The 23,508-nt window shown below is 62.5% G+C and carries 26 protein-coding genes; 13 read left to right on the forward strand and 13 right to left on the reverse strand.

Features of this window, described 5'->3' with window-relative positions; genetic code table 11:
- Positions 1-9: 9 nt before the first annotated feature.
- The 8 genes from ATY76_RS26545 to ATY76_RS33850 all read right to left on the reverse strand — a co-directional run bounded on the left by ATY76_RS26545 (position 10) and on the right by ATY76_RS33850 (position 7,251).
- A complete protein-coding gene (locus ATY76_RS26545) occupies positions 10-1,290 on the reverse strand; it encodes a TRAP transporter large permease (RefSeq protein WP_088677628.1) in 1,281 nt (426 codons plus the stop codon).
- 4 nt (positions 1,291-1,294) lie between these two features.
- Positions 1,295-1,873 (reverse strand): TRAP transporter small permease, encoded by a 579-nt coding sequence (locus ATY76_RS26550; protein WP_141103965.1) that lies wholly within the window; start codon positions 1,871-1,873, stop codon positions 1,295-1,297.
- A 142-nt stretch (positions 1,874-2,015) separates the two neighbouring features.
- Positions 2,016-2,993, reverse strand: coding sequence for a TRAP transporter substrate-binding protein (locus tag ATY76_RS26555; RefSeq protein WP_088677629.1), 978 nt, complete (start codon positions 2,991-2,993; stop codon positions 2,016-2,018).
- A gap of 462 nt (positions 2,994-3,455) precedes the next feature.
- Complete coding sequence (locus tag ATY76_RS26560; RefSeq protein ID WP_088677630.1) at positions 3,456-3,680, reverse strand: sulfurtransferase TusA family protein; 225 nt, start codon at positions 3,678-3,680, stop codon at positions 3,456-3,458.
- 5 nt (positions 3,681-3,685) lie between these two features.
- Entirely contained in the window at positions 3,686-4,912 is a 1,227-nt protein-coding gene (locus tag ATY76_RS26565) for a murein L,D-transpeptidase family protein (RefSeq protein ID WP_088677631.1), read from the reverse strand.
- A 188-nt stretch (positions 4,913-5,100) separates the two neighbouring features.
- Complete coding sequence (locus tag ATY76_RS26570; protein WP_088677632.1) at positions 5,101-6,054, reverse strand: acetyl-CoA carboxylase carboxyltransferase subunit alpha; 954 nt, start codon at positions 6,052-6,054, stop codon at positions 5,101-5,103.
- Positions 6,055-6,116: 62 nt separating this feature from the next.
- The gene (xerD, locus tag ATY76_RS26575; RefSeq protein ID WP_088677633.1) at positions 6,117-7,070 is read right to left on the reverse strand and encodes a site-specific tyrosine recombinase XerD; all 954 of its coding nucleotides are present in this window, start codon (positions 7,068-7,070) and stop codon (positions 6,117-6,119) included.
- Positions 7,071-7,074: 4 nt separating this feature from the next.
- Positions 7,075-7,251 (reverse strand): hypothetical protein, encoded by a 177-nt coding sequence (locus ATY76_RS33850; RefSeq protein ID WP_088677634.1) that lies wholly within the window; start codon positions 7,249-7,251, stop codon positions 7,075-7,077.
- 148 nt (positions 7,252-7,399) lie between these two features.
- Here ATY76_RS33850 and ATY76_RS26585 point away from each other — a divergent pair, with 148 nt between their 5' ends.
- The 3 genes from ATY76_RS26585 to ATY76_RS26595 are packed head-to-tail and all read left to right on the forward strand — an operon-like array spanning position 7,400 to position 10,427.
- Positions 7,400-7,990: a shikimate kinase gene (locus tag ATY76_RS26585; protein ID WP_088677635.1), complete on the forward strand. Its 591-nt coding sequence runs from the start codon at positions 7,400-7,402 to the stop codon at positions 7,988-7,990.
- Positions 7,987-9,120 carry a 3-dehydroquinate synthase gene (gene aroB / locus ATY76_RS26590; protein ID WP_088677636.1) on the forward strand — a complete coding sequence of 378 codons (1,134 nt, stop codon included), beginning with the start codon at positions 7,987-7,989 and terminating at the stop codon, positions 9,118-9,120. Before ATY76_RS26585 ends, aroB begins: the two co-directional genes overlap by 4 nt.
- Positions 9,117-10,427, forward strand: a complete 1,311-nt coding sequence (locus ATY76_RS26595) for an HlyC/CorC family transporter (protein WP_088677637.1) — start codon at positions 9,117-9,119, stop codon at positions 10,425-10,427. The genes aroB and ATY76_RS26595 overlap by 4 nt, the downstream gene beginning before the upstream one ends.
- 48 nt (positions 10,428-10,475) lie before the next feature.
- On the opposite strand, the gene ATY76_RS26600 is transcribed toward ATY76_RS26595, so the two are convergent.
- The gene (locus ATY76_RS26600; RefSeq protein ID WP_190233739.1) at positions 10,476-10,760 is read right to left on the reverse strand and encodes a BolA family protein; all 285 of its coding nucleotides are present in this window, start codon (positions 10,758-10,760) and stop codon (positions 10,476-10,478) included.
- Between the two features lie 102 nt (positions 10,761-10,862).
- On the opposite strand from ATY76_RS26600, the gene ATY76_RS26605 reads away from it, so the two are divergent.
- The 5 genes from ATY76_RS26605 (at position 10,863) to ATY76_RS26625 (ending at position 16,373) form a co-directional block, all read left to right on the forward strand.
- Positions 10,863-11,480: a J domain-containing protein gene (locus ATY76_RS26605; RefSeq protein WP_085779650.1), complete on the forward strand. Its 618-nt coding sequence runs from the start codon at positions 10,863-10,865 to the stop codon at positions 11,478-11,480.
- 306 nt (positions 11,481-11,786) lie between these two features.
- Positions 11,787-12,779, forward strand: a complete 993-nt coding sequence (gene cobS / locus ATY76_RS26610; protein ID WP_088677638.1) for a cobaltochelatase subunit CobS — start codon at positions 11,787-11,789, stop codon at positions 12,777-12,779.
- A gap of 12 nt (positions 12,780-12,791) precedes the next feature.
- Positions 12,792-14,693 (forward strand): cobaltochelatase subunit CobT, encoded by a 1,902-nt coding sequence (gene cobT, locus ATY76_RS26615; RefSeq protein ID WP_088677639.1) that lies wholly within the window; start codon positions 12,792-12,794, stop codon positions 14,691-14,693.
- A 24-nt stretch (positions 14,694-14,717) separates the two neighbouring features.
- Positions 14,718-15,743: an esterase-like activity of phytase family protein gene (locus ATY76_RS26620; RefSeq protein ID WP_088677640.1), complete on the forward strand. Its 1,026-nt coding sequence runs from the start codon at positions 14,718-14,720 to the stop codon at positions 15,741-15,743.
- Positions 15,744-15,809: 66 nt separating this feature from the next.
- Positions 15,810-16,373: an AAA family ATPase gene (locus tag ATY76_RS26625; protein WP_088677641.1), complete on the forward strand. Its 564-nt coding sequence runs from the start codon at positions 15,810-15,812 to the stop codon at positions 16,371-16,373.
- A gap of 9 nt (positions 16,374-16,382) precedes the next feature.
- Here the strand turns inward: ATY76_RS26625 and ATY76_RS26630 are convergent, their stop codons facing one another.
- Complete coding sequence (locus ATY76_RS26630) at positions 16,383-17,018, reverse strand: VUT family protein (protein ID WP_088677642.1); 636 nt, start codon at positions 17,016-17,018, stop codon at positions 16,383-16,385.
- A 112-nt stretch (positions 17,019-17,130) separates the two neighbouring features.
- Positions 17,131-17,430, reverse strand: a complete 300-nt coding sequence (rpmB, locus tag ATY76_RS26635; protein WP_004679586.1) for a 50S ribosomal protein L28 — start codon at positions 17,428-17,430, stop codon at positions 17,131-17,133.
- 239 nt (positions 17,431-17,669) lie between these two features.
- Here rpmB and ATY76_RS26640 point away from each other — a divergent pair, with 239 nt between their 5' ends.
- Both ATY76_RS26640 and ATY76_RS26645 read left to right on the forward strand, forming a co-directional pair.
- Positions 17,670-18,449, forward strand: a complete 780-nt coding sequence (locus tag ATY76_RS26640) for a DUF3108 domain-containing protein (protein ID WP_088677643.1) — start codon at positions 17,670-17,672, stop codon at positions 18,447-18,449.
- Positions 18,450-18,479: 30 nt separating this feature from the next.
- Positions 18,480-19,370, forward strand: a complete 891-nt coding sequence (locus ATY76_RS26645; RefSeq protein ID WP_088677644.1) for an EamA family transporter — start codon at positions 18,480-18,482, stop codon at positions 19,368-19,370.
- Positions 19,371-19,372: 2 nt separating this feature from the next.
- Here the strand turns inward: ATY76_RS26645 and ATY76_RS26650 are convergent, their stop codons facing one another.
- Both ATY76_RS26650 and gloB read right to left on the reverse strand, forming a co-directional pair.
- On the reverse strand, positions 19,373-19,795 hold the full coding sequence (locus ATY76_RS26650) for a cupin domain-containing protein (RefSeq protein WP_088677645.1): 423 nt from the start codon (positions 19,793-19,795) through the stop codon (positions 19,373-19,375).
- Positions 19,795-20,565 carry a hydroxyacylglutathione hydrolase gene (gene gloB, locus ATY76_RS26655; protein ID WP_088677723.1) on the reverse strand — a complete coding sequence of 257 codons (771 nt, stop codon included), beginning with the start codon at positions 20,563-20,565 and terminating at the stop codon, positions 19,795-19,797. The genes ATY76_RS26650 and gloB overlap by 1 nt, the downstream gene beginning before the upstream one ends.
- Positions 20,566-20,618: 53 nt before the next feature.
- Here gloB and ATY76_RS26660 point away from each other — a divergent pair, with 53 nt between their 5' ends.
- The 3 genes from ATY76_RS26660 (at position 20,619) to ATY76_RS26670 (ending at position 23,508) form a co-directional block, all read left to right on the forward strand.
- A complete protein-coding gene (locus ATY76_RS26660) occupies positions 20,619-21,395 on the forward strand; it encodes a class I SAM-dependent methyltransferase (RefSeq protein ID WP_088677646.1) in 777 nt (258 codons plus the stop codon).
- 92 nt (positions 21,396-21,487) lie between these two features.
- On the forward strand, positions 21,488-22,585 hold the full coding sequence (gene hisC, locus ATY76_RS26665; RefSeq protein WP_190233740.1) for a histidinol-phosphate transaminase: 1,098 nt from the start codon (positions 21,488-21,490) through the stop codon (positions 22,583-22,585).
- Positions 22,582-23,508, forward strand: coding sequence for a prephenate/arogenate dehydrogenase family protein (locus ATY76_RS26670; protein WP_088677648.1), 927 nt, complete (start codon positions 22,582-22,584; stop codon positions 23,506-23,508). The genes hisC and ATY76_RS26670 overlap by 4 nt, the downstream gene beginning before the upstream one ends.

The following is a 23,508-nucleotide window of genomic DNA, read 5'->3' on the forward strand; positions in this document are numbered from 1 at the left end:
GTCGGCCTCCTATTTGAACACGGCCGGCAGCCACAGCGAAATCGCCGGGATGTAGGTGACCAGCCCGAGCACCACGAGGCCTGCCCCATAGAACGGCCAGATCGACCGCATCGCCTCCCAGACGGAAATCTTGCCGACCGCGCAAGCCACGAATTGCACCGCGCCGACCGGAGGCGTGTTCAGCCCGATGCCGAAATTCAGGATCATGATCACGCCGAAATGCACCGGATCGACGCCGTAGGCCTGCGCCACCGGCAGGAAGATCGGCGTGCAGATGATGATGGTCGGGCCCATGTCCATGAAAGTGCCGAGCACCAGCATGAGGACGTTGAGCAGGAGCAGCACCGTCAGCGGGTCGTCGGCGACCGACTTCATCCAGAGAACCAGCGAGGCCGGCACCTTGAGGAAGGCCATCAGCCAGGAGAATGCGGCCGCGGTGCCGATGATCAGAAGCACCATTGCCGTTGTACGCACCGCGCCGTGCGTGGCGTGGACGAAGTCCTTCCAGCTCATTTGCCGGTAGACGAAGATGGTTACCAGCAGCGCGTAGATGACGGCGATGCAGGAGCTTTCCGTCGCCGTGAAGATGCCGGATCTCACGCCGCCGAAGATGATCGCGATCAGCAGGAGCCCGGGCACTGCGACAGCAAGCAAATGCGCCACCATGGCGAGGCCGGGAAACGGCTCGGTGGGATAACCGCGTGAGCGCGCGACGATGTAGGCGGTCACCATGAGCGCTGCTGCAAGCAACAGGCCAGGCAGCACGCCGGCGGTGAAGAGGTCGGCGATCGAGATCTTGCCGCCGGCCGAGATCGAATAGATGATCATATTGTGGGAGGGCGGCAGGAGCAGTGCGATCAAAGCCGCCATCGATGTGACGTTGACCGCATAGTCGGCGCCATAGCCGCGCTGCTTCATCTGCGGGATCATCAGGCCGCCGACGGCTGCCGCTTCTGCCACCGCCGAACCGGAAATGCCGCCGAACAGCGTTGCCGTGACGATGTTGACCTGTCCAAGCCCGCCGCGCACGTGGCCCACAAGGGAAGCGGCAAAGGCGACGATGCGGCTCGCAATGCCGCCGCGCACCATGAGGTCGCCGGCATAGATGAAGAAGGGGATGGCAAGCAGAGAGAAGACGCTCATGCCGGAGTTGAGCCGCTGAAAGATGACCAGGGGCGGCAGGCCCATGTAGAGCACCGTCGCGAAGCTGGCGACGCCGAGGCAGAAGGCGATCGGCGTGCCGATCAACATCAGGGCGGTGAAAACACCAAACAGGATCCAGAGTTCCATCGCGCTACACCTTCAATTTTGCGTTCGGGTCGGCGTTGATGTTTTCGATCTCGACGGCGATTTCCGCCGGCAGAACCTCATCCAGCACTTCGTCGATCGGTTCGCCGGCGAGGCGCAGCACGATGCGTTCCAGCGAGAAGATCACGGCAAGTACGCCGCCGGCGGCGAGCGGCAGGTAATCGAACGCGCCCGAGATGCCCAGCGACGGCAGGGTGGTGTTCCAGGTCAGGCTCATGAGCGCGCCGCCGTACCAGATCATGCCGGCGCCGAAGGCGAGGATGACGACGTCCGAGATCATGCGCAGCACGCGTTTTCCAGATTTCGGCAGCACATAAAGCAGCACGTCAAAACCGAGATGATTGTTCTCGCGGATGCCGACGGCGGCGCCCAGGAAGATGAACCAGCTCATCAGCATGACCGAGCCCGGCTCCGTCCAGCTCGGCGAGTCGTTCAGCACGTAGCGGCAAAATACCTGCCAGGCGACAAAGACCGTCATCAGCACCAGGCCGATGCCGGCAAGCCACAGCGCGGCGTTGCTCAGCCGCGTCATGAAATTGGCGGCAGGTGTCAGGGTGTTCGACATAAGGACCTCGTCGAAATGGGCGCTTGCTGTCCCTTATCGGGCGGATCGAAAAGATGAGGCAGGAGAAGGCAGAGGGACCGGGGTGGAAATGCCTCCACCCCGATGCCGACGCCGTCCTCCATCAGAAGAAGGCAGGCTGCGATTATTGCACGGCCTTCACATCTTCGACCATCTTCTTCAGCACGTCGTCCTTGACGTGCTTTTCGTAAACCGGAGCCATGGCGTCGATGAAGCCCTGCTTCTCCGGTGTGGTGATCTGCGCGCCGAGCTTTTCGACATTGCCGCGCGATTCAGCGACCTTGGCCGACCAGAGTTCGCGCTGCTTGCCGACGCTGTCCTTGGCTGCCTGCTTGAAGATCTCCTGATCCTCCGGCGTCAGCTTGTCGAACGCGGCCTTGTTCATCACGAACACTTCCGGCAGGATCGTATGCTCGTCGAGCGAGTAGTTCTTCGCTACTTCGGCGTGCTTGGCCGTGTCGTAGCTCGGGAAATTGTTCTCGGCGCCGTCGATGACGCCGGTTTCGATCCCCGAATAGACTTCGCCATAGGGCATGGGCGTGGCATTGGCGCCAAGGGCCGCCACCATATCGACGAAGATGTCGGACTGGATGACGCGGAACTTCAGGCCTTTCATGTCGGCCACCGAGTTGATCGGCTTCGTCTTGTTGTAGAAGGAGCGCGCGCCGGCATCGTAGAAGGCCAGCACGACGAGGCCGGCCGGTTCGAACGCCTTCTTGATCTGATCGCCGACGGCCCCGTCCATGACCTTGTGCATGTGCTCTTCCGAACGGAAGATGTAGGGCAGGGCCGGAACGATCGATTCCTTTACAGTGCCGTTGAAGGGCGCCATCGACACGCGGTTCAGCTCGATCACGCCGGAGCGCACCTGCTCGATCGTGTCCTTCTCCTCGCCGAGCTGGGCGGAATGATACACCTCGACCGAATAGCGGCCCTTGGTGCGCTCCTTGACCAGCTCGCCGAAATATTTGACGCCCTCGACGGTCGGATAACCGTCAGGATGGGTATCGGATGATTTCAGCACGGTTTGAGCGCTGGCAGCGCTGCTCATGAACGCTGCGGCAACCATCAGACCTGCCGCCAATTTAACGAAATTCTTCATGCTATCCTCCCGTATTGCATGACAATTCACTTTTCACAGTCGGTACGCCAGCTTTGCGAATCCAGGGAAAGAACCCTGCACGCGTCGCCTTCTTCCGGCGATATTCCACAATCAGGCACTGGCGTCGGTACGATTGAGAAGTTGTGTGGGAAGAGGCCAAACGGCCATGCCAAATGCAGCTCGACGTGGCCATCGGAGGCCGACGGCACGGCTGCTTACATCTGCATGCACGCACTTGCGCTCTTCTCGTGGAACAAAGGTCTCGATCGACCCCTTATCCTGCCGCTCCTCCAACCGGCGCATTATGGCTAAAACCAGCAAGGGATAATGTCAACATACAAAAGTCGCCAAGTTGTATGATGAATTTTCGGGACTGCTTCGGCATCATCCTCGACGGCGGGAGCGCGCGCAGGGAGCGAAGGCGCGCGACGGCCGCCTTCGGCTTGCTCATGGATGAGAAATTTAGCGCTTGCGGATCAGGAAGCGGTGGCCGTTGTCGGTCTTTTCCGTCTCGACCAGTTCGTGGCCGTCCTCATTGCAGAAATGCGGCATGTCGATCACCGCCAGAGGGTCGCTGGTATCGACGAGGATGAGCGCGCCGCTTGCCATGGCGGCAAGCTTCCTGCGCGTCTTCATCACGGGGAGTGGGCATTTCAGGCCGCGAAGATCGTAGAGAACGGGGGTCAAGCCGTTCAGTTCCGCGCCCAGAATTTCCAGAAGGGCTTCTTCGTCGCGGCGTCCGCCGTTTCCTGCGGTTCAGGCGCGGTATAGGCCAGCGGGTTCTGCGTCGGTACCGGCACGACCGCGGGTGTTGCGGCGGCAACGGCCGTTGCCTGCGGCTGGGCGGGTGCCGCGGGCGTGGCGCCCGCCGCGGAGTTGGTGGTGAGGCTTTGCGCGGTGCGCTTGGCCATCATATCTTCGAGTTCGGCGACCTTGACCATGCGGCCGGCTTCGAGCGACGTGCCGGTCGGCGCGAAGGCGAGTTCGCGGCCCTTGCGCAGCTTGGCGACCACGGCCTTGCGCTCTGCTTCGGACGGATCGTACCAGGCCATGCCGTCATATTTGCTCATGGCCTTGGCATAGTCGGCGTCATAGGTCTTGCCGTAGGAGGCAAGGGCCGCCGTCAGCGCCGCCGGTGTCGACATCACAGGGCATTTGCCGCCGGCATTGAAGGCGCCGCCATCGGTTGCCTGCTGGTTGAAGACATATTTCTTCTCGCAGACGTTCACCTCGGGCGGGCGCTTCGTCACTTCGAAATTGTCGTAGCCGACCTTCAGCATCTTCCAGAAGTCGTAGTTCGGGTCGAGGCGGTGCTTCACCATGTTTTCCGCCGTCATGCGGAAGGGGAAGGCCTGCAGCTGCACGCTCGTCTGGCCGCCCTTGAAGGCATCGCGGGCGAAGGCGTAGATCTCGAGCACCTGCTGGTCGGTCATCGAATAGCAGCCCGAGGACGAGCAGGCGCCGTGGATCATCAGATCGGATCCGGTGCGGCCGTTCACCGCGTCGTAGCGGTTCGGGAAGCCGGTGTTGATCGCCAGATAATATTTCGAATTGGGGTTCAGGTTGGCGCGCGTCAGGTCGTAGAAGCCTTCCGGCGCCTGCCGGTCGCCGGTCTTGACCTTCGGACCGAGACGGCCGGACCAGGCGCAGATCTTGTAATCGGCGATCTTGTCGAAACGGTTGTCGGTCTTCGCCTTCCAGATTTCGAGCGCGCCTTCTTCCTTGAAGATGCGGATCATGATGGGCGAATTGCGATCCATGCCCTTGGCGGACATCTGGGCAAGGACATGGGAGGGAAGCGGCTGCTCGACCTTGTTCTTGACCTTGGAAAGATCGACCTGCGCCGTTTCCAACGTATCGTTGCAGCCGGCTAGAGCCAGCGCCATGAGGGAAACATAGGCAAAATGACGTATGCGCATTCAAACTAGCCCATAAAGATGATGCGACCCGGTCCGCCTATGGAGTCCGGGCACGAAGCGGAATCATAAGTGGCTTATACTTCACAAAGTCTTAACAGCCTATGACGTGCCCGGAACACAAGCGCAAATGTCACAGATAACATTATTGTGGCCAAGGTTTGGCCGCAATCGATGCCGCCAAGTCTTGCTTAGAGATTGCGGCCCATATTGAGGAATTTCTGCCGCCGCTCGTTGCGCAATTGCTCGCCGGAACGTGAGGCCATTTCGCCGAGCGCATTGGCGATCACATCGCCGGTTGCGGCTATCACGCTGTCGGGATCGCGATGCGCGCCGCCGAGCGGTTCGGAAATGATGCCGTCGATGACGCCGAGCGATTTCAGGTCTTCGGCGGTGATCTTCATGTTGGTCGCCGCTTCCCGGGCGCGGGTGGAATCGCGCCAGAGGATGGAGGCGGCGCCTTCCGGCGAGATGACGCTGTAGATCGAATGCTCGAGCATGTAGACGCGGTTGCCGGTGGCGATCGCTATCGCGCCGCCCGAGCCGCCTTCGCCGATGACGACGGAAACGAGGGGAACCTTGACGCCGAGACACATTTCCGTCGAGCGGGCGATGGCTTCCGCCTGGCCGCGTTCTTCGGCGCCGACGCCGGGATAGGCGCCTGCCGTATCCACCAGCGAAATGACCGGCAGGCTGAAACGGTCGGCCATTTCAAGGATGCGGATCGCCTTGCGGTAGCCTTCCGGGCGGGGGCTGCCGAAATTGTGCTTCAGGCGCGTCTTGGTGTCGTTGCCCTTTTCCTGGCCGATGACGGCGACGGGCTGGCCGCGGAAGCGGGCAAGGCCGGCCTGGATCGCAGCATCCTCGGAAAACTTGCGGTCGCCGGCGAGCGGCGTGAATTCCTGGAACAGCGTCTTGGCGTAATCGACGAAATGCGGGCGCTGCGGATGGCGGGCCACCTGCGTCTTCTGCCAGGGATTGAGCTTGGAATAGATTTCGACGATCGCCTCGCGGACGCGAACCTCCAGCCTGCCGATCTCATCGGTGGTGTCGATGCTCTCGTCTTCCGTTGCGAGCTTCTTCAGCTCGATGATCTTGCCTTCGAGGTCGGAGATCGGCTTTTCGAAGTCGAGATAATTGTGCATGAGGTGCGTTTCCGTTCCTTGTGCCCGGGGCGTTTTCCTGGCTCCGCCCCTTGTCGCCGGTCCTATTCGTGCTTTTTCGCCTGTTTGGCAAGGGGGTGATGCGTCTGGACGAGCTGCTGCAGCCTCTCTTCGAGCACATGCGTGTAGATCTGTGTGGTCGAAATGTCCGAATGGCCGAGGAGTTCCTGCACGACGCGCAGATCGGCGCCATTGGCAAGCAGATGGCTTGCAAAGGCATGGCGCATGACGTGCGGCGAGATCATCGAGGGCGTCAGACCGGCGCGGATCGCGAGGTTCTTGAGGTCGCGGGCGAAAACCTGGCGCGGCAGATAGCCTTCCTTGGAGGCGGCGGGAAACAGCCAGGGGCTTTCCTGCGGATCTTTGGCCGCGGCGTTTTCCGCCGCCATCAGGCGCCCGTAGGATTTCAAGGCCGATATCGCCGATTGCGACAGCGGCACCAGCCGTTCCTTGTTGCCCTTGCCGCGGATCATCAGGAAGCGGCCCTCCTGATCGAGCACGCGGGCCGGAAGCGAAACCAGTTCGCTGACGCGCATCCCGGTGGCATAAAGCAGCTCCAGCAGCGCCAGCATGCGCAGGCGCTGCAGCTGGCCGGGAGCCGGATCGTCGGCCTCGGCCTGCGCTTGCGACAGCAGCCGGCTGACTTCCTCGACGCCCATCGTCTTCGGCAGGGGGCGGCCTTTCTTCGGCGCGTCGAGAATGCCTGTGGGATCGTCGGTGCGGATGCCTTCGGCATAAAGGAACTTGTAGAACTGCCGCATCGCCGCAAGCCGGCGGGCCTGGGAGGAGGGTTTGAAACCCTGGCCGGCGAGCGAGGAGAGATAGGCGGCGAGATCGGCAGAGGCGGCCTCGGTCAGGCGCACGTTTCTGCCGTTCAGGAACGAACGGACATCGTCGAGGTCGCGCTCGTAGGATTGCAGCGTGTTGGCGGCTGCGCCGCGCTCGGCGCTCATCATCTCCAGGAAGGATTCCACATGGACGCGGCTGAGATCCCTCATGGCGTCATTTCCTGCTAGGATCGATCGTGCCCGTCGGAGGCGGGTTGACCCGCTCGGACGGAATGCGGATCGTTACGTCGCGCGGCTCGGGCTCGACGAAGGTCACAAGCGCCCACATCGCTCCGTAAACCGTCCCGGCGATGATCGCGCAGAAGAACAGGAAACGGAACAGGGTCGGCATCCGGCAACTCCTTCATGCTGTGCTTCTGTTATAAGAAGCGTGTTCGCAAGTGCAAGAAGCGCCATTCAAGCCATGATTCCCTTGTCCGCGACTTGACGCTCCACCTGCATTTGTCGATACGGTTTGCAAACAAAGTGTGAATGGACCGATGAGTGAACCACTGCTGACCGTTGCTGACAGTCTGAAAGACAGAGCTCGTGCCGCGCTCGGTTCACGCAATCTGATCCTCGTCGGCCTGATGGGTGCGGGAAAATCCGCAGTCGGGCGCATCGTCGCCAGCCAGCTCGGCATCCCCTTCATCGACAGCGACCACGAAATCGAGCGAGTGTCGCGCATGACGATCACCGAGCTTTTCGCAGCCTATGGCGAGGAAGAGTTCCGGGCGCTGGAAACGCGGGTGATGAAGCGGCTCTTGAAGGGCGGACCGCGGGTCGTCTCCACCGGCGGCGGCGCCTTCATCAACGAGCGGACGCGCAGGCATATCAAGAAGGGCGGCGTCTCCGTCTGGCTGAAGGCGGATCTCGACGTGCTCTGGGAACGGGTCAACAAGCGCGACACGCGGCCGCTGCTGAAGACCGAAAATCCGAAACAGACGCTCGAAAACCTGATGAACGCGCGTTATCCGATCTATGCGCAGGCTGACCTCACCGTGCTCTCGCGCGACGTGCGCAAGGAAATCATGGCCGACGAGGTGCTGAATGCCGTGATCGAAGCCCATAAGGAAAGTGCAGCCTCATGAATGCGATAAGCTCCGCTCCCGCCGTCCAGACGGTGCACGTGCCGCTCGGCGAGCGCGCCTACGATATCCTGATCGGTCCGGGGCTCATCGCGCGCGCCGGCGCCGAGATCGCCTCGCGTCTCAAGGGGCGCAAGGCGGCCATCGTCACCGACGAAAATGTTGCTCCGCTCTATCTCAAAGCGCTCGTCGCAAGCCTCGATGCGGCGGGCATCGTCTCGGCCACGGTCGTTCTGCCGGCCGGCGAGAAGACGAAGAGCTTCGAACATCTGATTGATGTGTGCGACAAGGTGCTGGAAGCCCGGGTCGAGCGCAACGATTGCGTCATTGCGCTCGGCGGCGGCGTCATCGGCGATCTCTCGGGATTTGCCGCCGGTATCGTCCGGCGCGGCGTGCGCTTCGTGCAGGTGCCGACCTCGCTGCTGGCGCAGGTCGATTCCTCGGTCGGCGGCAAGACCGGCATCAATTCCCGCCACGGCAAGAACCTGATCGGCGTCTTTCATCAGCCGGACCTGGTCCTGGCCGACACGGACGTCTTGAATACGCTGAGCGAGCGCGAATTCCGCGCCGGTTACGCCGAGGTGGCGAAATACGGGCTGATCGACAAGCCGGATTTCTTCGCCTGGCTGGAAACGAACTGGAAAGCCGTCTTCTCAGGCGGCCCTGCTCGCATCGAGGCGATTGCCACAAGCTGCCGGGCCAAATCCGACGTCGTCGTCGCCGACGAACGCGAGAACGGCCAGCGGGCGCTGCTCAATCTCGGCCACACCTTCGGCCATGCGCTGGAAGCGGCGACCGCCTATGACAGCCGCCGGCTGGTGCATGGAGAGGGCGTTTCGATCGGCATGGTGCTGGCGCATGAATTCTCCGCACGGATGAACCTTGCCAGCCCCGACGATGCGCGCCGCGTCGAGCGGCATCTGAAGGAGGTCGGCCTGCCGACCCTGATGTCCGACATTCCGGGCGAGCTGCCGCCGGCCGAAACGCTGATGGAGGCGATCGCGCAGGACAAGAAGGTCAAGAGCGGCAGGCTCACCTTCATCCTGACACGCGGCATCGGCCAGTCCTTCGTCGCCGACGACGTTCCGGCCTCCGAGGTCGTCAGCTTTCTCAGGGAAAAGCACGCCCGATGACGATCGAAGGCGCTCTGGAATTTCTCGCGGCATATTGGCCGGAGATTGTTTCGATCGCCGCGCTCGTGCTCCTGTCGGCCTTCTTTTCCGGCTCGGAAACCGCGCTGACCGCCGTGTCGCGCAGCCGCATCCATACGCTCGAAGCCAATGGCGACGAACGGGCCGGCCTGGTGCGCCAGCTGATCGAAAGGCGCGACCGGCTGATCGGCGCGCTGCTCATCGGCAATAATCTCGCCAACATCCTTTCCTCCTCGATCGCGACCAGCCTCTTCCTCGGCCTGTTCGGCAGTTCCGGCGTGGCGCTGGCGACGCTCGCCATGACGGTCATCCTGGTCGTCTTCGCGGAAGTGCTGCCGAAGAGCTGGGCAATTTCGACGCCGGAACGCTTCGCGCTTACCGTCGCGCTTCCCGCAAGGATCTTCGTCGCCGTCGTCGGCCCCGTGTCCTCCTTCGTCAACGGGGTCGTACGGCGGATCCTGGCGCTCTTCGGCATCAATCTGTCGCGGGAGGTGTCGATGCTGACGGCCCATGAGGAACTGCGCGGCGCCGTCGATCTCCTGCACCGCGAGGGATCGGTGGTGAAGGCCGACCGCGACCGTCTCGGCGGCGTGCTAGACCTCAGTCAGCTGGAACTGTCCGATATCATGGTCCACCGCACCAAGATGCGGGCGATCAATGCCGACGATCCGCCGGAAGCCGTGGTGCGCGCCATTCTCGAAAGCCCCTATACGCGCATGCCGCTGTGGCGCGGCACGATCGACAACATCATCGGCGTCGTGCACGCCAAGGATCTGCTGCGAGCACTGGCTGAGCCGAACATGGAGCCGCACAACCTCGATGTCGTGAAGATCGCGCAGAAGCCGTGGTTCGTGCCCGACAGCACCAATCTCGAAGACCAGCTCAACGCCTTCCTGCGCCGCAAGCAGCATTTCGCCGTCGTCGTCGACGAATATGGCGAGGTGCAGGGCATCGTCACGCTGGAGGATATTCTCGAGGAAATCGTCGGCGATATTTCCGATGAACACGATATCGAGATGCAGGGCGTGCGCCAGGAGGCGGACGGTTCGGTCGTCGTCGACGGCGGCGTGCCGATCCGAGATCTGAACCGCGCGCTCGACTGGAACCTGCCCGACGAGGAGGCGACGACGATCGCCGGCCTCGTCATTCACGAATCCATGACCATCCCGGAGGAGCGTCAGGCCTTCACCTTCTACGGCAAGCGCTTCGTCGTTATGAAGCGGGAGAAGAACCGGATCACCAAGCTGCGCATCCGTCCGGCGGGAGATGACGGCGCGAAAGCACCCTGATGCCGCTTGGATTGAAGGCGTTGCCTACCCACATAGGCTGCGGTGCTGCTACCAGCGGGTCTGTTCGTCAGGTGCTGCAGGTTCGACCGCCAGCGCATGCAGGCCGGCATCGAGTTCGGGTTTCAACAGCTCGGTAATTGCCCGGTGGCGCGCCAGCCGCGACATGCCGGAAAATTTCGCCGAAACAATCCTCACCCGCATATGAGTTTCGCCGGTGCCCGTGATATCGGGCTGATGGCCGGCATGAAGATGGCTTTCGTCGATGACGCTGAGGCGTTCGGGGGCGAAGGCTTCGACGAGTTTTTCTTCGATGCGGGTCTTAAGGGTCATCATCCGGTCTTGTTGCTTCGCGAAAAGGGTTCCCACCAAGCCAGCAACATTCCTGTTTGTCAATTCTTGTTGTCGCGTCGCGGCAGCCCCATAATTAGCGCCGCCATGAGACTCGATTCCAAATATTTCGACCGCATCCGAACACGCCGCAAACGCGAGCAGGAGACAGAGCAGGCGCCGCCTACCTGTCAATGGGATGGCTGCGACAAGAAAGGTGCGCATCGCGCTCCGGTAGGGCGCAACGCCGAAGGCCAGTTCTTTTTGTTCTGCTTCGAGCACGTCAAGGAATACAACAAGGGCTACAATTATTTCTCCGGCCTTTCGGACGGCGAGATCGCCCGGTATCAGAAAGAGGCGATCACCGGCCACCGGCCGACATGGACCGTTGGCGTCAATAAATCCGCCAAGGACAGCCCGCTGCATTCCGAAGTCCGCTCCGGCGCCTATTCGCGCGTCCGCGATCCCTTCGGCTTCGTCAAGGAAGGCGGCAAGGGCAGCGGGCCGCGCTTCCCCCAGGCGCGCAAGCTGAAATCGCTGGAAAGCAAGGCCTTCGACACGATGGGTCTCCACGCAAACGCGACCTCGGCGGAGATCAAGAGCCGCTACAAGGAACTGGTCAAGAAGCACCATCCGGATGCCAATGGCGGCGACCGCGGCTCGGAGGAGCGCTTCCGCGCCGTCATTCAGGCCTATCAATTGTTGAAGCAGAACGGTTTTTGTTAATTCCCGTCCTTGCTCTTGGGCTTCAATCGGGTATGGTCCAAATCGGCTGAGGCCGCAGGCGAACGCGGCTCCTATTTGCGTGTTTACCCACCGCCTCCGCCGACCTTCCGGACGCGGCGTTTCTTGTCCGGGACTCTCTCAAGAATGCTCGCACGCGGTCATTATCCCGCCGAGGTTTCGTTTCAGTCCCGGAGAAGTATCGCCGACGTTCCGACCTGGACGGGCGCGGAATAAAATCGCGGCGTCACGGTTGCGACATGGCCTGAGACAGTATGGCCGGGTGGCATCACCCGCCTTGGAGACATGATGAGCAAGATCGACCTCGATATTTCAGAACTGCCCGACACCACCGTTTCGGTCCGCGAGACCTTCGGCATCGATTCCGACATCCGCGTTCCCGCCTACAGCAAGGGCGACGCCTATGTGCCTGATCTCGACCCCGATTACCTCTTCGACCGCGAGACGACGCTCGCCATTCTCGCAGGCTTCGCGCATAACCGCCGCGTGATGATCTCCGGCTATCACGGCACCGGCAAGTCCTCGCATATCGAGCAGGTGGCGGCGCGGCTCAACTGGCCTTGCGTGCGCATCAACCTCGACAGCCATGTCAGCCGTATCGATCTCGTCGGCAAGGATGCGATCGTCGTCAAGGACGGTCTACAGGTCACCGAGTTCAAGGACGGCATTCTGCCCTGGGCCTATCAGCACAATGTCGCGCTCGTCTTCGACGAATACGACGCCGGCCGCCCCGACGTGATGTTCGTCATCCAGCGCGTGCTGGAATCTTCTGGCCGCCTGACGCTGCTCGACCAGAGCCGCGTCATCCGGCCGCACCCGGCCTTCCGCCTGTTTGCAACGGCAAACACCATCGGCCTCGGTGATACCACAGGTCTCTATCACGGCACGCAGCAGATCAACCAGGCGCAGATGGACCGCTGGTCGATCGTGACGACGCTGAACTACCTGCCGCATGATCACGAAGTGAATATCGTTGCCGCCAAGGTGAAGAGCTTGGGCAAGGACAAGAACGGCCGCGAGACGGTTTCCAAGATGGTCCGCGTCGCCGACCTGACGCGCGCCGCCTTCATGAACGGCGACCTCTCGACCGTCATGAGCCCGCGTACCGTCATCACCTGGGCCGAAAACGCCGAAATCTTCGGCGATCTCGCCTTCGCCTTCCGCGTCACCTTCCTCAACAAGTGCGACGAGCTGGAGCGCCCGCTGGTCGCCGAGCATTATCAGCGCGCCTTCGGCGTCGAGCTGAAGGAAAGTGCCGCCAACATCGTTCTCGGAGCCTGAGACCGACCGATCATGGCAGCTCGCGGTGACAATTCGAAAGCAAAGCCCGGTGCGCCCGTCGACGTCGAGCCGTTGCGCCGGGCGATATCAGGCTGCGTACGCTCGATCGCCGGCGACGGCGATGTCGAGGTAACCTTCGCCAACGAACGGCCTGGAATGACCGGCGAGCGCATCCGGCTGCCGGAGCTTTCCAAGCGGCCGACGGCGCACGAGCTCGCGGTCACCCGCGGGCTTGGCGATTCCATGGCGCTGCGGCTCGCCTGCCATGACGAGAAGGTGCATACGACGATGGCGCCGCAGGGCTCGGACGCCCGGGTGATCTTCGATGCGGTCGAGCAGGCGCGTGTCGAATCGATCGGTGCGTTGCGCATGGAGGGCGTGGCGGCCAACCTGCGCTCCATGACGGAAGAGAAATATTCCAAGGCGAATTTCACCGGTATCGAACGCCAGGAAGATGCGCCGATCGGCGAAGCCGTCGCGATGATGGTGCGCGAGAAGCTGACCGGTCAGCGGCCGCCGGCTTCCGCCGGCAAGGTGCTCGACCTCTGGCGCGGCTTCATCGAGGACAAGGCGGGCTCCGAGCTCGACAACCTGTCGGAGGCGATCAACGACCAGCAGGCTTTCGCCAAGGTCATCCGCAACATGCTGTCGGCCATGGAAATGGCCGAGGAATACGGCGACGACGACAGCCAGGCCGACAATGAGGACCAGTCGGAGCAGGAAGATCAGCCGAGCGGCGACGAGCAGGACCAGGACGAGGTCGACGAGGATGCCGGCACCGATGCCGCCCCCGTGGAAGACAGCGAGGTCGCCGACGAGCAGATGGAGGACGGCGAGACCGAAGGCGCCGAAATCTCCGACGACGATATGATGGAAGAGGGCGAGGACGATTCGGAAACGCCGGGCGAGACCCGCCGTCCGAACACGCCTTTCGCCGATTTCAACGAAAAGGTCGATTATCACGTCTATACCGAAGAGTTTGACGAGATCATCACCGCCGAGGAGCTTTGCGACGCCGCCGAGCTGGAGCGCCTGCGCGCCTTTCTGGACAAGCAGCTGGCGCATCTGCAAGGCGCGGTCGGCCGCCTCGCCAACCGACTGCAGCGCCGCCTGATGGCGCAGCAGAACCGCTCCTGGGATTTCGACCTGGAGGAAGGTTATCTCGATCCGGCCCGGCTGCAGCGCATCATCATCGATCCGATGCAGGCGCTCTCCTTCAAGATGGAGCGCGACACGCAGTTCCGCGACACGGTCGTCACCCTGCTCATCGACAATTCCGGCTCGATGCGCGGCCGGCCGATCACGGTTGCCGCCACCTGCGCCGATATCCTTGCCCGCACGCTGGAGCGCTGCGGCGTCAAGGTCGAGATCCTCGGCTTCACCACAAAGGCCTGGAAGGGCGGGCAGGCGCGCGAAACCTGGCTGGCCGGCGGCAAGCCGCAGACGCCGGGCCGCCTCAACGACCTGCGCCACATCGTCTACAAATCCGCCGACGCGCCGTGGCGGCGGGCACGCTCCAATCTCGGGCTGATGATGCGCGAGGGCCTGCTCAAGGAAAATATCGACGGCGAGGCGCTGATCTGGGCGCATAATCGCCTGCTCGCCCGCCGCGAACAGCGCCGTATCCTGATGATGATTTCGGACGGGGCGCCGGTCGACGACTCGACGCTGTCGGTCAATCCGGGCAATTATTTGGAACGGCACCTGCGCGCCGTCATCGAGCAGATCGAGACGCGTTCGCCTGTGGAACTGCTGGCGATCGGTATCGGTCACGACGTGACGCGATACTATCGCCGCGCCGTGACGATCGTCGATGCCGATGAGCTCGCTGGCGCGATGACCGAACAGCTTGCCTCGCTCTTCGAAGACCAATCCGCCCAGCCGCGCGGCGGCCGGCTACGCCGTGCCGGCTGACGCCGCTGGAAGGAAACGCGTGGAATGACGGTCAAGCGCCTCTGCCGCGCGGCTTTGGTTGCCTTCTGCCTCGCAGCGGGCGCTTCTTCGTCGTCAGCCGGTGAGGACGTGCCGGTCATTAGCCGGCAAATTACAGATTTCAGGATCGGATCATCGGAGACGAAATTCGGCTCGCTGGAATTTCTCGGCGGGTTGGAGATGGTTTCCAGCCGGGCGCTGTTCGGCTCGCTTTCCTCCATCCGTTTCCGGCAGGACCAGAAACATTTCATCGTCGTGCTCGATACCGGCCAGTGGCTGACCGGCAGCATCGAACGCGACGCCAAGGGCAGGCTTTCCGGTCTTGCCAATGTCGAAATCACGCCGATGAAGAACCGCTCGGGGAAGAGCTTCGAGGGCAAGGGCCACATGGATGCCGAGGGCCTGGCGCTTGATGGCGATAGAATACTGGTCTCCTTCGAGCAGGAGCATCGCGTCGATGTCTACCCCGATCCCGGCTTTGCCGAATCGGGCGCCATCGCCACGCTGTCGATGCTCATCCCGCGGAAGATGCTGAGTGACAATCGCGGCATCGAGACCATCACCGTGGCGCCCGCATCCAGCCCGCTCAAGGGCGGCGTGGTGATCGTCTCCGAGCGCGGCCTCGACAGCGAAGGCAACCGGATGGCGGCCATTCTCAGCGGGCCGCTGAAAGGGCGTTTTTCAATCGAGCGTGATGGCAGCTTCGATGTCACCGACGGCGCCTTCTTGCCGAACGGCGACCTGCTGCTGCTCGAGCGCCGCTTCAACATGGCGGAAGGCATCGGCATGCGCCTTCGGCGCATCAAGGGAGCCGATATCCGGCCCGGCGCCGTCGTGAGCGGCGAGCTCCTGCTTGAAGGCGATTTCAACTCGCAGATCGACAATATGGAAGGGATCGATGCGTTCCAGGCTGCCGACGGCACGACCCATATCATTCTGGTGTCGGACGACAATCATTCGATCCTGCAGCGCAATCTGATGCTGGAATTCCGGCTTTCGGAAACCGGTGTCAAGCAGGCGTCGTCAGACTGACGTCATATGGCTTGGCTATCTGAGTGGGCGGTAGATCGGTCGGTCAGCAACATTCGGAGGGAAGTCGTGGTGCATATCCATGTCATGGGCGCGTCCGGCTCCGGCACGACGTCGCTCGGCCTTGCGCTTGCTGAACGGCTCGATATCGCCCACCTCGACACCGACGATTTCTTCTGGCTGCCTACCGATCCGCCGTTCACGACGCCGAGGGACGCCGGTGAACGCATCCGGCTGCTCCTCGATGAGACGGCGCGGCATGACGGCTGGGTTCTCTCGGGATCGGCGCTGAAATGGGGGAGGCCGTTCGAGCCGCTCTACGATTTGATCGTCTTCCTCAGGATCGAGCCGGAACTTCGCATGGCGCGGATCCGCGCACGGGAGACCGCCCGATACGGCAACAGGATCGGGCCTGGCGGCGACATGGAAGTCAAAAGCGGGGAGTTCCTGGAATGGGCGGCAAGCTACGACACGGCCGGACCGGAGCGCCGCAGTCTTGCGGCGCATGAGCAATGGCTGGAAACACAGAAGGCGTCCGTCCTCAGGCTCGATTCGTCGCGGGAACTAGACGATCTGGCTACGGAGGTATTGCTGCACCCGGCTATCGCCGCCGGTGCGGTCCGGCGGCGGTGACCTCAGGCTTTAGCCGGCGCGGACGGGCTGCATCGGCCGCAGCACGTTCATGAGCGCGCCATAGGGCAGCAGCATGACGAGGCCGACGATCATCTTGACGGCGAAATCGCCGATCGCCCAGGAGATCCAGCGCGGCGCTTCTGCTGCGAAGACGCCGAGGATAGGCGCCGATTCGAGCGCGAAAGGATCGTTCGGGCCAAGGACGACGAAAAACGCAGCGAAGGAAAGCGAGAAGAACATCACGGTATCGAGCGCCGAGCCGATCAGCGAGCCGACGAGCGGTGCGCGCCACCAGGCCTGGCGGCGAAGGCGGTTGAAGACGGCGATATCGAGCAGTTGGCCTGCGAGATAGGCCGAGCCGGAAGCGATGGCGATGCGCGGCACCGAAGTGAAAAAAGAGAGGCTGACGCCGACGACGAAACCGGCGAAGACGACCTTGCGGGCTGCCCGCGGGCCGAACTGGCGGTTGGTCAGGTCGGTGATCAGGAAGGCGATCGGATAGGAGAAGGCGCCCCAGGTTAGGATATCGGCGAGATTGATGCCGGCGACTTCGGCGTTCAGCGGAAACTGGACGAGGAAGTTGGAGGCGACGACGACAAGCGTCATCAACGCAACATAGGCAATGGTATAGCGGGTCTTCAGCATTTTTTTATCCTGGGTGATGCCACCAGTTGGAGAGACGGACCGGCAAAGCAAAAGGCTTGACCGGAGTTCATCCGTGCAAGCCTTTCGAAGCCGTATGAAGAAGCGCAGAAGCTTAGGCAGCAACAGCCGCTTCGGCAGTCTTCTTGACGATCTGACGGCGCAGCAGGCGTGCGCGCATCGACAGCTCGTTTTCGCTGGCCTTCAGCAGGAAGGCATCGAGGCCGCCGCGGTGCTCGACGGAACGAAGAGCAGCAGCCGAAACGCGAAGACGATAACGCTGGTTGAGAGCGTCGGAAATCAGCGTTACCTGGCACAGGTTCGGCAGGAACCGGCGCTTGGTCTTGTTGTTGGCATGGCTGACATTGTTACCAGTCAGGACGGCCTTGCCGGTCAATTCGCACACGCGGGACATGGAACACCTATTCTTGTTTTTCTCGGGCCATCGGACTGCCATCCCCGGCAAAACCGGGCTCGCAATCCAACAGGCATGATTGGAAAGTTGCGGTTCTATAGTCAGAGAGCCTGCTCGCGTCAAGCCAAACCTTGGCCTTTCCCGCAATTCTGTCAAAAAGCTGCTGTTTTCTTCCCTTTCGGGCAGGAGTATAGAGCGTGTCGGCAAAGGCTGCCGCGCGGTTGGACAAGGCTACACACATGGCTCATTCGGGCAGACGCATTTTCATTTCCGCCATTGCCGCGCTCCTTGCCATACCGGCATCGGCCGCCGAGATCCAGCACCGGACGGTCTACCGGGTGACGCTTGCCGGCCTGCCGATCGCGCGCGCCGCGTTCCTGACGCAGATCGAGGACGATCGCAGCTACAAGATCGCCGGCGACATCAAATCCTCAGGCCTTGCCGATCTCGTCACGACCATCTCGGCAAAGACCAGCGTCACCGGCGTCGTCCGTAACGACCGGCTGCAGGCGCTGAAATATTCGCTCTACTACAAGAAAGGCAAGAAAGCCCGCGTCTACGAGGTCAGCTATCGCAACGGCGATATCATCTCGGCGACGACGACCCCGCCGCCGAAGCGGCCGAAGAACTGGATCGACGTTACGCCGCGCGACATGCGCTCGGTGCTCGACCCGATCTCCGGCCTGGTCTTCACCGGCGATACCAAGGTCTGTTCGCAGACGCTGCCGATCTTCGACGGCGAGACGCGCATGGACCTGGTGCTCTCGCCGAAGGGCGACGAGGATTTCTCGACCGACGGCTTCAAGGGCAAGGCGGTCGTCTGCGGCGTGCGCTTCGTGCCGCGTTCCGGCTACAAGAAGGGCCGCAAGGACATCGACTATCTCAGCAAAAGCGACCGCATGGAGATCTGGTTTGCCAAGTCGGATGCGGCAAATGTATATGCTCCTGTCTATGTGCGCATTCCGACCGAATATGGAATGGTGACGATTACCGCCGTCAAATATGGCAGCGTCGGCTGACGGAGCTTTCGCCTCCGTGGAGGAGGACAGGTGAAGCTTCGTGCGACGGCGGTCGGTTTTACCGCAATTCTGATGTGGTCGTTCCTGGCGCTGCTCACAGCGGCCTCGGGAAAGATGCCGCCGTTCCAGCTCTCGGCCATCTGCTTTGCGATCGGCAGCGTTCCCGGCATTCTGGTGCTCATCCTCAATCCTTCGCGGCTGGCGCTGCTGAAGCAGCCGGCCAAGGTCTGGGTGACGGGCATCGCGGGGCTCTTCGGTTACCATTTCCTCTATTTCACCGCGCTCAGAAACGCGCCGGCGGTTGAGGCAGGGCTGATCGCCTATCTCTGGCCGCTCTTGATCGTCGTCGGCTCGGCGCTGCTGCCGGGAGAGCGGCTGCGCTGGTATCACGTGGCGGGCGCGCTTGCCGGGCTTTGCGGCACCTTCCTCATCGTCGGCCGCAACGGCATCGATTTCGACGGAGCCTATGCCCTCGGTTATGGCGCCGCCTTCCTCTGCGCCTTCACATGGTCCGGCTATTCGCTGCTGACGCGGCGTTTCGACGCCGTCTCCACCGACGTCGTCACCGGTTTCTGCCTTGCGACATCAATTCTGTCCTTGTTCTGCCACCTCGGCCTCGAGGTGACCGTCTGGCCGGAGACGGGCTTCGAATGGGTCGCCGTCATCGGGCTCGGGCTCCTGCCTGTCGGGGCTGCCTTCTATGCCTGGGATCACGGCGTCAAGAACGGCGATATTCAGATCCTCGGCGCGGCGAGCTATGCCGCGCCGCTGCTTTCGACGCTGATCCTGACGCTGTTCGGATTTGCCGAGCCGAGCTGGCGGATCGCGCTCGCCTGCCTGCTCGTCACCGGCGGTGCGGTGCTGGCCGCTCAAGAAATGTTCCGCCGCAAGACCCGGGTGCAGCCGGCTGCGGCGCAATAGCCTCAGCCGCCGGGTTTCCAGCCGGGCGGAGCCATCTCGAAGCTCGAAAATTCAAAGCCGGGCGAGACGGTGCAGCCGACCAGGGTGAAGTCGCCCAAGGTTTCGGCCGATTGCCACCAGTTGGCGGGAATGATCGCCTGCGGCCGCTCGCCGGCGGAAAGACCGGTTCCGAGCGTCAGGGTCTCGCTCGTCGTTCCGTCTTCCGAGCGGTGCAGCGCCAGCGGCGCGCCGGCATAGTAATGCCAGACCTCGGCCGCGTCATGGACGCGGTGCCAGTGCGAGCGCTGTCCCGCCGTCAGCAGATAATAGATTGCCGTCGAATGGCCGCGCGCGCCTCCCGAGGTATCGCGGAAGGTCTGCACGTACCAGCCGCCTTCCGGGTGCGGTTCCATGCCGAGCGCGCGGATGATCTCCTCAGGAGACATCAAAAATTGTCCTTGCGCTTGCGAATCTCGGCAAAGACTTCCTCGTTGGTCTTGCCTTCCATGATCAGATTGCGGCGGATTGCCGGATCGGCGGCGCGCAGGAAGGGGTTGGTTTCCTTTTCCAGCCCGAGCGTCGTCGGAATGGTGAATTTGCCTTCCGCGCGCAAGGCTTCGATCTCGGCGGCGCGGGTCTTCAGACGCTCATTGTCGGGATCGACCGTCAGCGCGAAGCGGGCATTGGAGAGCGTGTATTCGTGTCCGAAATAGATCGCGGTCTCATCCGGCAGCACGGCGAGCTTCTGCAGCGAATGCCACATGTCGGCGGCGGGGCGTTCAAACAGGCGGCCGCAGCCGAGCGCAAACAGCGTGTCGGCGGCAAAGAGCAGCTTGTCGTCGGCGAAGTGATAGCAGATGTGGCCGGCGGTGTGGCCGGGTGTTTCGATGACATTGACCGTATGGTCGCCGAAGAGAAACCTGTCGCCATCGGCCATCGTCCGGTCGAGGCCGGGAATGGCGACCGCCTCGTTGATCGGGCCGATGATCTCGCAGCCGAATTGCTGCTTCAGCGCCAAATTGCCGGCCACGTGATCGGTGTGGTGATGGGTAGTAAAGATATGGGTGATCTTCCAGCCGCGGCGCGTCGCCGCTTCCAGGATCGGGCCTTCCTCGGGGGCGTCGATCGCCGCGGTAAAGCCCGTCTCCACGTCGTGCACGAGAACGCCGAAATTGTCGGTGCGGCAGAGAAAAACGTCTAATTCCAAAGGTTTCATCTTCAAATAATCCTTTGTCATGCGAGTCTTGCGGGAATGTAGAGGGTCCGGCCTTGAAGTCCAACCGCCCGCTGATAACATTTATCGCAATGCACGCCGATATCGTCGACCTACGTCAGTTCTACCATTCCGACCTCGGCCGTCTTGCCGAGCAATCGATCGCCATGGCGCTCTCCTCGCTCTGGGTGCGGCTGCCGCAGGAGCGTCTGGTCGGCCTCGGTTATGCCGTGCCTTTCCTCGACCGGTTCCAGGCCGATACCGAGCGCACCTTCGCTTTCATGCCGGCCGGGCAGGGCGCGGTGAACTGGCCGATGGGCTCGCTGTCGTCGACGACGCTGGTCTTCGATGAGGAGTTGCCGCTGCCGGATTCCTCGATCGACCGGGTGCTGATGGTGCATTCGCTGGAATTTGCCGAAAGCCCGCGCGAGACGCTGAAGGAGCTCTGGCGGGTGCTGGCGCCGGGCGGCCGGCTGATCATCGTCGTGCCGAACCGGCGTGGGGTCTGGGCGCGCATGGAGCATACACCCTTCGGTTCGGGCCGGCCCTATTCGCGCGGCCAGCTGACGCATCTGCTGCGGGAGACGAATTTCACGCCTGGGGCGACGGCCGAGGCGCTATTCTTTCCGCCTTCCAAGCTCAGGACGATCCTGCGGCTTCGCCGCGCCTTCGAGCGGATCGGCCGGACGCTGTGGCCGGCCTTTTCGGGTGTCATCATCGTCGAGGCGCAGAAGCGGCTCTATCAGGGGCTGCCGGTGGCGGCGCGCGCGTCTCGCCGCGTCTTCGTGCCGGTTCTCGCACCGCATGGTGTGCCGACGACGCGCAGCCGGTGACCCCGCTCCCGGCTCTCGACAAGAACCACATTCCGCTTTAATGCCACTTGGTCATTTTCCGGAAAATCCAAGGTCGATCCATGAGCGTTGAGATGAGCAAGCCCGTTCCGCGTCCCGGTATTCTCGATATCGCATCCTATGTGCCGGGCAAGGAACATGCGCCGGGTGTTGCCCGCGTCTACAAGCTCTCCTCCAACGAAACGCCGCTCGGCGCCAGCCCGAAAGCGATCGAGGCGGTCAAGGCGGCTGCCGAAAATCTCGGCCGTTATCCCGACGGGCAGGCAGTCGAACTGCGCGAGGCGATCGCCGCCGTGCATGGCCTCAATCCGGCAAACATCCTCTGCGGCAACGGCTCGGACGAATTGCTCGGCCTGCTCTGCCATGTCTATCTCGGCCCGGGCGACGAAGGCATCATCACCGAGCACGGCTTCCTCGTCTATAAGATCCAGATCATGGGCACGGGTGCTGCGCCCGTCGTCGTCAAGGAGAAGGACTATACCGTCGATGTCGACGCGATCCTTGCCGCGGTGACGGAAAGGACGAAGATCGTCTTCATCGCCAATCCCGGCAATCCCACGGGCACCTATGTTCCCGTCAGCGAAATCCGCCGCCTGCAGGCTGGCCTGCCGAAACACGTCGTCCTCGTGCTCGATGCGGCCTATGCCGAATATGTGCGCCGCAACGATTACGAAGCCGGCATTGAGGTCGTCTCTTCGAGCCCCAACGTGGTGATGACCCGCACCTTCTCGAAAGCCTACGGCCTGGCGGCGCTGCGCGTCGGCTGGATGTATGCGCCCGCCGAGATCGTCGACGCCATCAACCGCGTCCGCGCCCCGTTCAACCTGAATGCAGCGGCGATCGCTGCCGGTGCCGCGGCCATCCGCGATCAGGCCTTCGTCCAGCAGGCCGTTTCCTTCAACCAGATGTGGGTGGAGACGCTCACCGAGGCGCTGGAAGCGATCGGACTGAAAGTGACGCCGTCGGTCGCCAATTTCGTTCTCATCCATTTCCCCGACATCGACGGCAAGCGCGCGGCCGATGCCGACGAACTGCTGACGAGCCGCGGTTACATCCTGCGCGCCGTGCGCAGCTACGGCTTTTCCAATGCGTTGCGCATGAGCATCGGCCCCGAAGAGGCCAATCGCGGCGTCATCGCAACGCTCCGCGAATTCATGGGACGGCAGGCATGAGCGTGCTGTTCGACCGGATCGCGCTGATCGGCATCGGCCTGATCGGCTCTTCGCTCGCCCATGACATCCGGCGGCTCGGGCTTACGAAGGAGATCGTCGTCGCCACGCGTAGCGCCGATACGCTGAAGCGTGCGGAAGAGCTTGGCCTCGGCGATCGCTATACGACCTCCTCGGCAGAGGCGGTGCGGGATGCCGACCTCATCATCGTGTCGGTGCCGGTCGGCGCTTCGGAAAGTGTCGCGAAGGAAATCGCCGGGAGCCTGAAGCCGGGCGCGATCGTCACCGATGTCGGCTCCACCAAGGCTTCCGTCATCGCGCAGATGCAGCCGCATATGCCTGATAACGTGCATTTCATCCCCGGCCATCCGCTGGCCGGCACGGAAAAGTCCGGTCCCGATGCCGGCTTCCCCGGCCTCTTCGAAGGCCGCTGGTGCATCTTCACGCCGGTCGCAGGCACCGACGAAATGGCGCTGAAGCGGTTGCGCGGCTTTTGGCAGGCGCTTGGCTCGAAGGTCGACGAGATGGATGCGGAACACCATGACAAGGTGCTGGCGATCGTCTCGCACCTGCCGCATATCATCGCCTACAACATCGTCGGCACCGCCGACGATCTGGAGACGGTGACGGAATCGGAAGTCATCAAGTATTCGGCCTCCGGTTTTCGCGATTTCACTCGTCTCGCCGCCTCCGATCCGACCATGTGGCGCGACGTCTGCCTGCACAATCGCGATGCGATCCTCGAAATGCTGGCGCGCTTCTCGGAAGATCTCGCCTATCTCCAGCGGGCGATCCGCTGGGGCGAGGGCGACAAGATTTTCGAACTCTTCACCCGCACCCGCGCCATCCGCCGCTCGATCGTCCAGGCCGGCCAGGACGTCGACGCACCGGATTTCGGCCGCCCCCACCCGCTGGACAAGAAGTAG

Origin of the sequence: Rhizobium sp. R339 (genome assembly GCF_002211395.1) — a bacterium.
GTDB lineage: Bacteria > Pseudomonadota > Alphaproteobacteria > Rhizobiales > Rhizobiaceae > Rhizobium.

Bases quoted from the DNA above. Each gene is read 5' to 3' on its own strand.
- ATY76_RS26585 (WP_088677635.1), top strand. From the start codon at position 7,400: ATGAGTGAACCACTGCTGACCGTTGCTGACAGTCTGAAAGACAGAGCT.
- aroB (WP_088677636.1), top strand. From the start codon at position 7,987: ATGAATGCGATAAGCTCCGCTCCCGCCGTCCAGACGGTGCACGTGCCG.
- cobT (WP_088677639.1), top strand. From the start codon at position 12,792: ATGGCAGCTCGCGGTGACAATTCGAAAGCAAAGCCCGGTGCGCCCGTC.
- ATY76_RS26570 (WP_088677632.1), bottom strand. From the start codon at position 6,054: ATGCACAATTATCTCGACTTCGAAAAGCCGATCTCCGACCTCGAAGGC.
- ATY76_RS26595 (WP_088677637.1), top strand. From the start codon at position 9,117: ATGACGATCGAAGGCGCTCTGGAATTTCTCGCGGCATATTGGCCGGAG.
- ATY76_RS26565 (WP_088677631.1), bottom strand. From the start codon at position 4,912: ATGCGCATACGTCATTTTGCCTATGTTTCCCTCATGGCGCTGGCTCTA.
- ATY76_RS26555 (WP_088677629.1), bottom strand. From the start codon at position 2,993: ATGAAGAATTTCGTTAAATTGGCGGCAGGTCTGATGGTTGCCGCAGCG.
- ATY76_RS26650 (WP_088677645.1), bottom strand. From the start codon at position 19,795: ATGTCTCCTGAGGAGATCATCCGCGCGCTCGGCATGGAACCGCACCCG.
- xerD (WP_088677633.1), bottom strand. From the start codon at position 7,070: ATGAGGGATCTCAGCCGCGTCCATGTGGAATCCTTCCTGGAGATGATG.
- rpmB (WP_004679586.1), bottom strand. From the start codon at position 17,430: ATGTCCCGCGTGTGCGAATTGACCGGCAAGGCCGTCCTGACTGGTAAC.
- ATY76_RS26620 (WP_088677640.1), top strand. From the start codon at position 14,718: ATGACGGTCAAGCGCCTCTGCCGCGCGGCTTTGGTTGCCTTCTGCCTC.
- ATY76_RS33850 (WP_088677634.1), bottom strand. From the start codon at position 7,251: ATGCCGACCCTGTTCCGTTTCCTGTTCTTCTGCGCGATCATCGCCGGG.
- hisC (WP_190233740.1), top strand. From the start codon at position 21,488: ATGAGCAAGCCCGTTCCGCGTCCCGGTATTCTCGATATCGCATCCTAT.
- ATY76_RS26550 (WP_141103965.1), bottom strand. From the start codon at position 1,873: ATGTCGAACACCCTGACACCTGCCGCCAATTTCATGACGCGGCTGAGC.
- ATY76_RS26670 (WP_088677648.1), top strand. From the start codon at position 22,582: ATGAGCGTGCTGTTCGACCGGATCGCGCTGATCGGCATCGGCCTGATC.
- ATY76_RS26630 (WP_088677642.1), bottom strand. From the start codon at position 17,018: ATGCTGAAGACCCGCTATACCATTGCCTATGTTGCGTTGATGACGCTT.
- ATY76_RS26600 (WP_190233739.1), bottom strand. From the start codon at position 10,760: ATGATGACCCTTAAGACCCGCATCGAAGAAAAACTCGTCGAAGCCTTC.
- gloB (WP_088677723.1), bottom strand. From the start codon at position 20,565: ATGAAACCTTTGGAATTAGACGTTTTTCTCTGCCGCACCGACAATTTC.
- ATY76_RS26545 (WP_088677628.1), bottom strand. From the start codon at position 1,290: ATGGAACTCTGGATCCTGTTTGGTGTTTTCACCGCCCTGATGTTGATC.
- ATY76_RS26640 (WP_088677643.1), top strand. From the start codon at position 17,670: ATGGCTCATTCGGGCAGACGCATTTTCATTTCCGCCATTGCCGCGCTC.
- ATY76_RS26605 (WP_085779650.1), top strand. From the start codon at position 10,863: ATGAGACTCGATTCCAAATATTTCGACCGCATCCGAACACGCCGCAAA.
- cobS (WP_088677638.1), top strand. From the start codon at position 11,787: ATGAGCAAGATCGACCTCGATATTTCAGAACTGCCCGACACCACCGTT.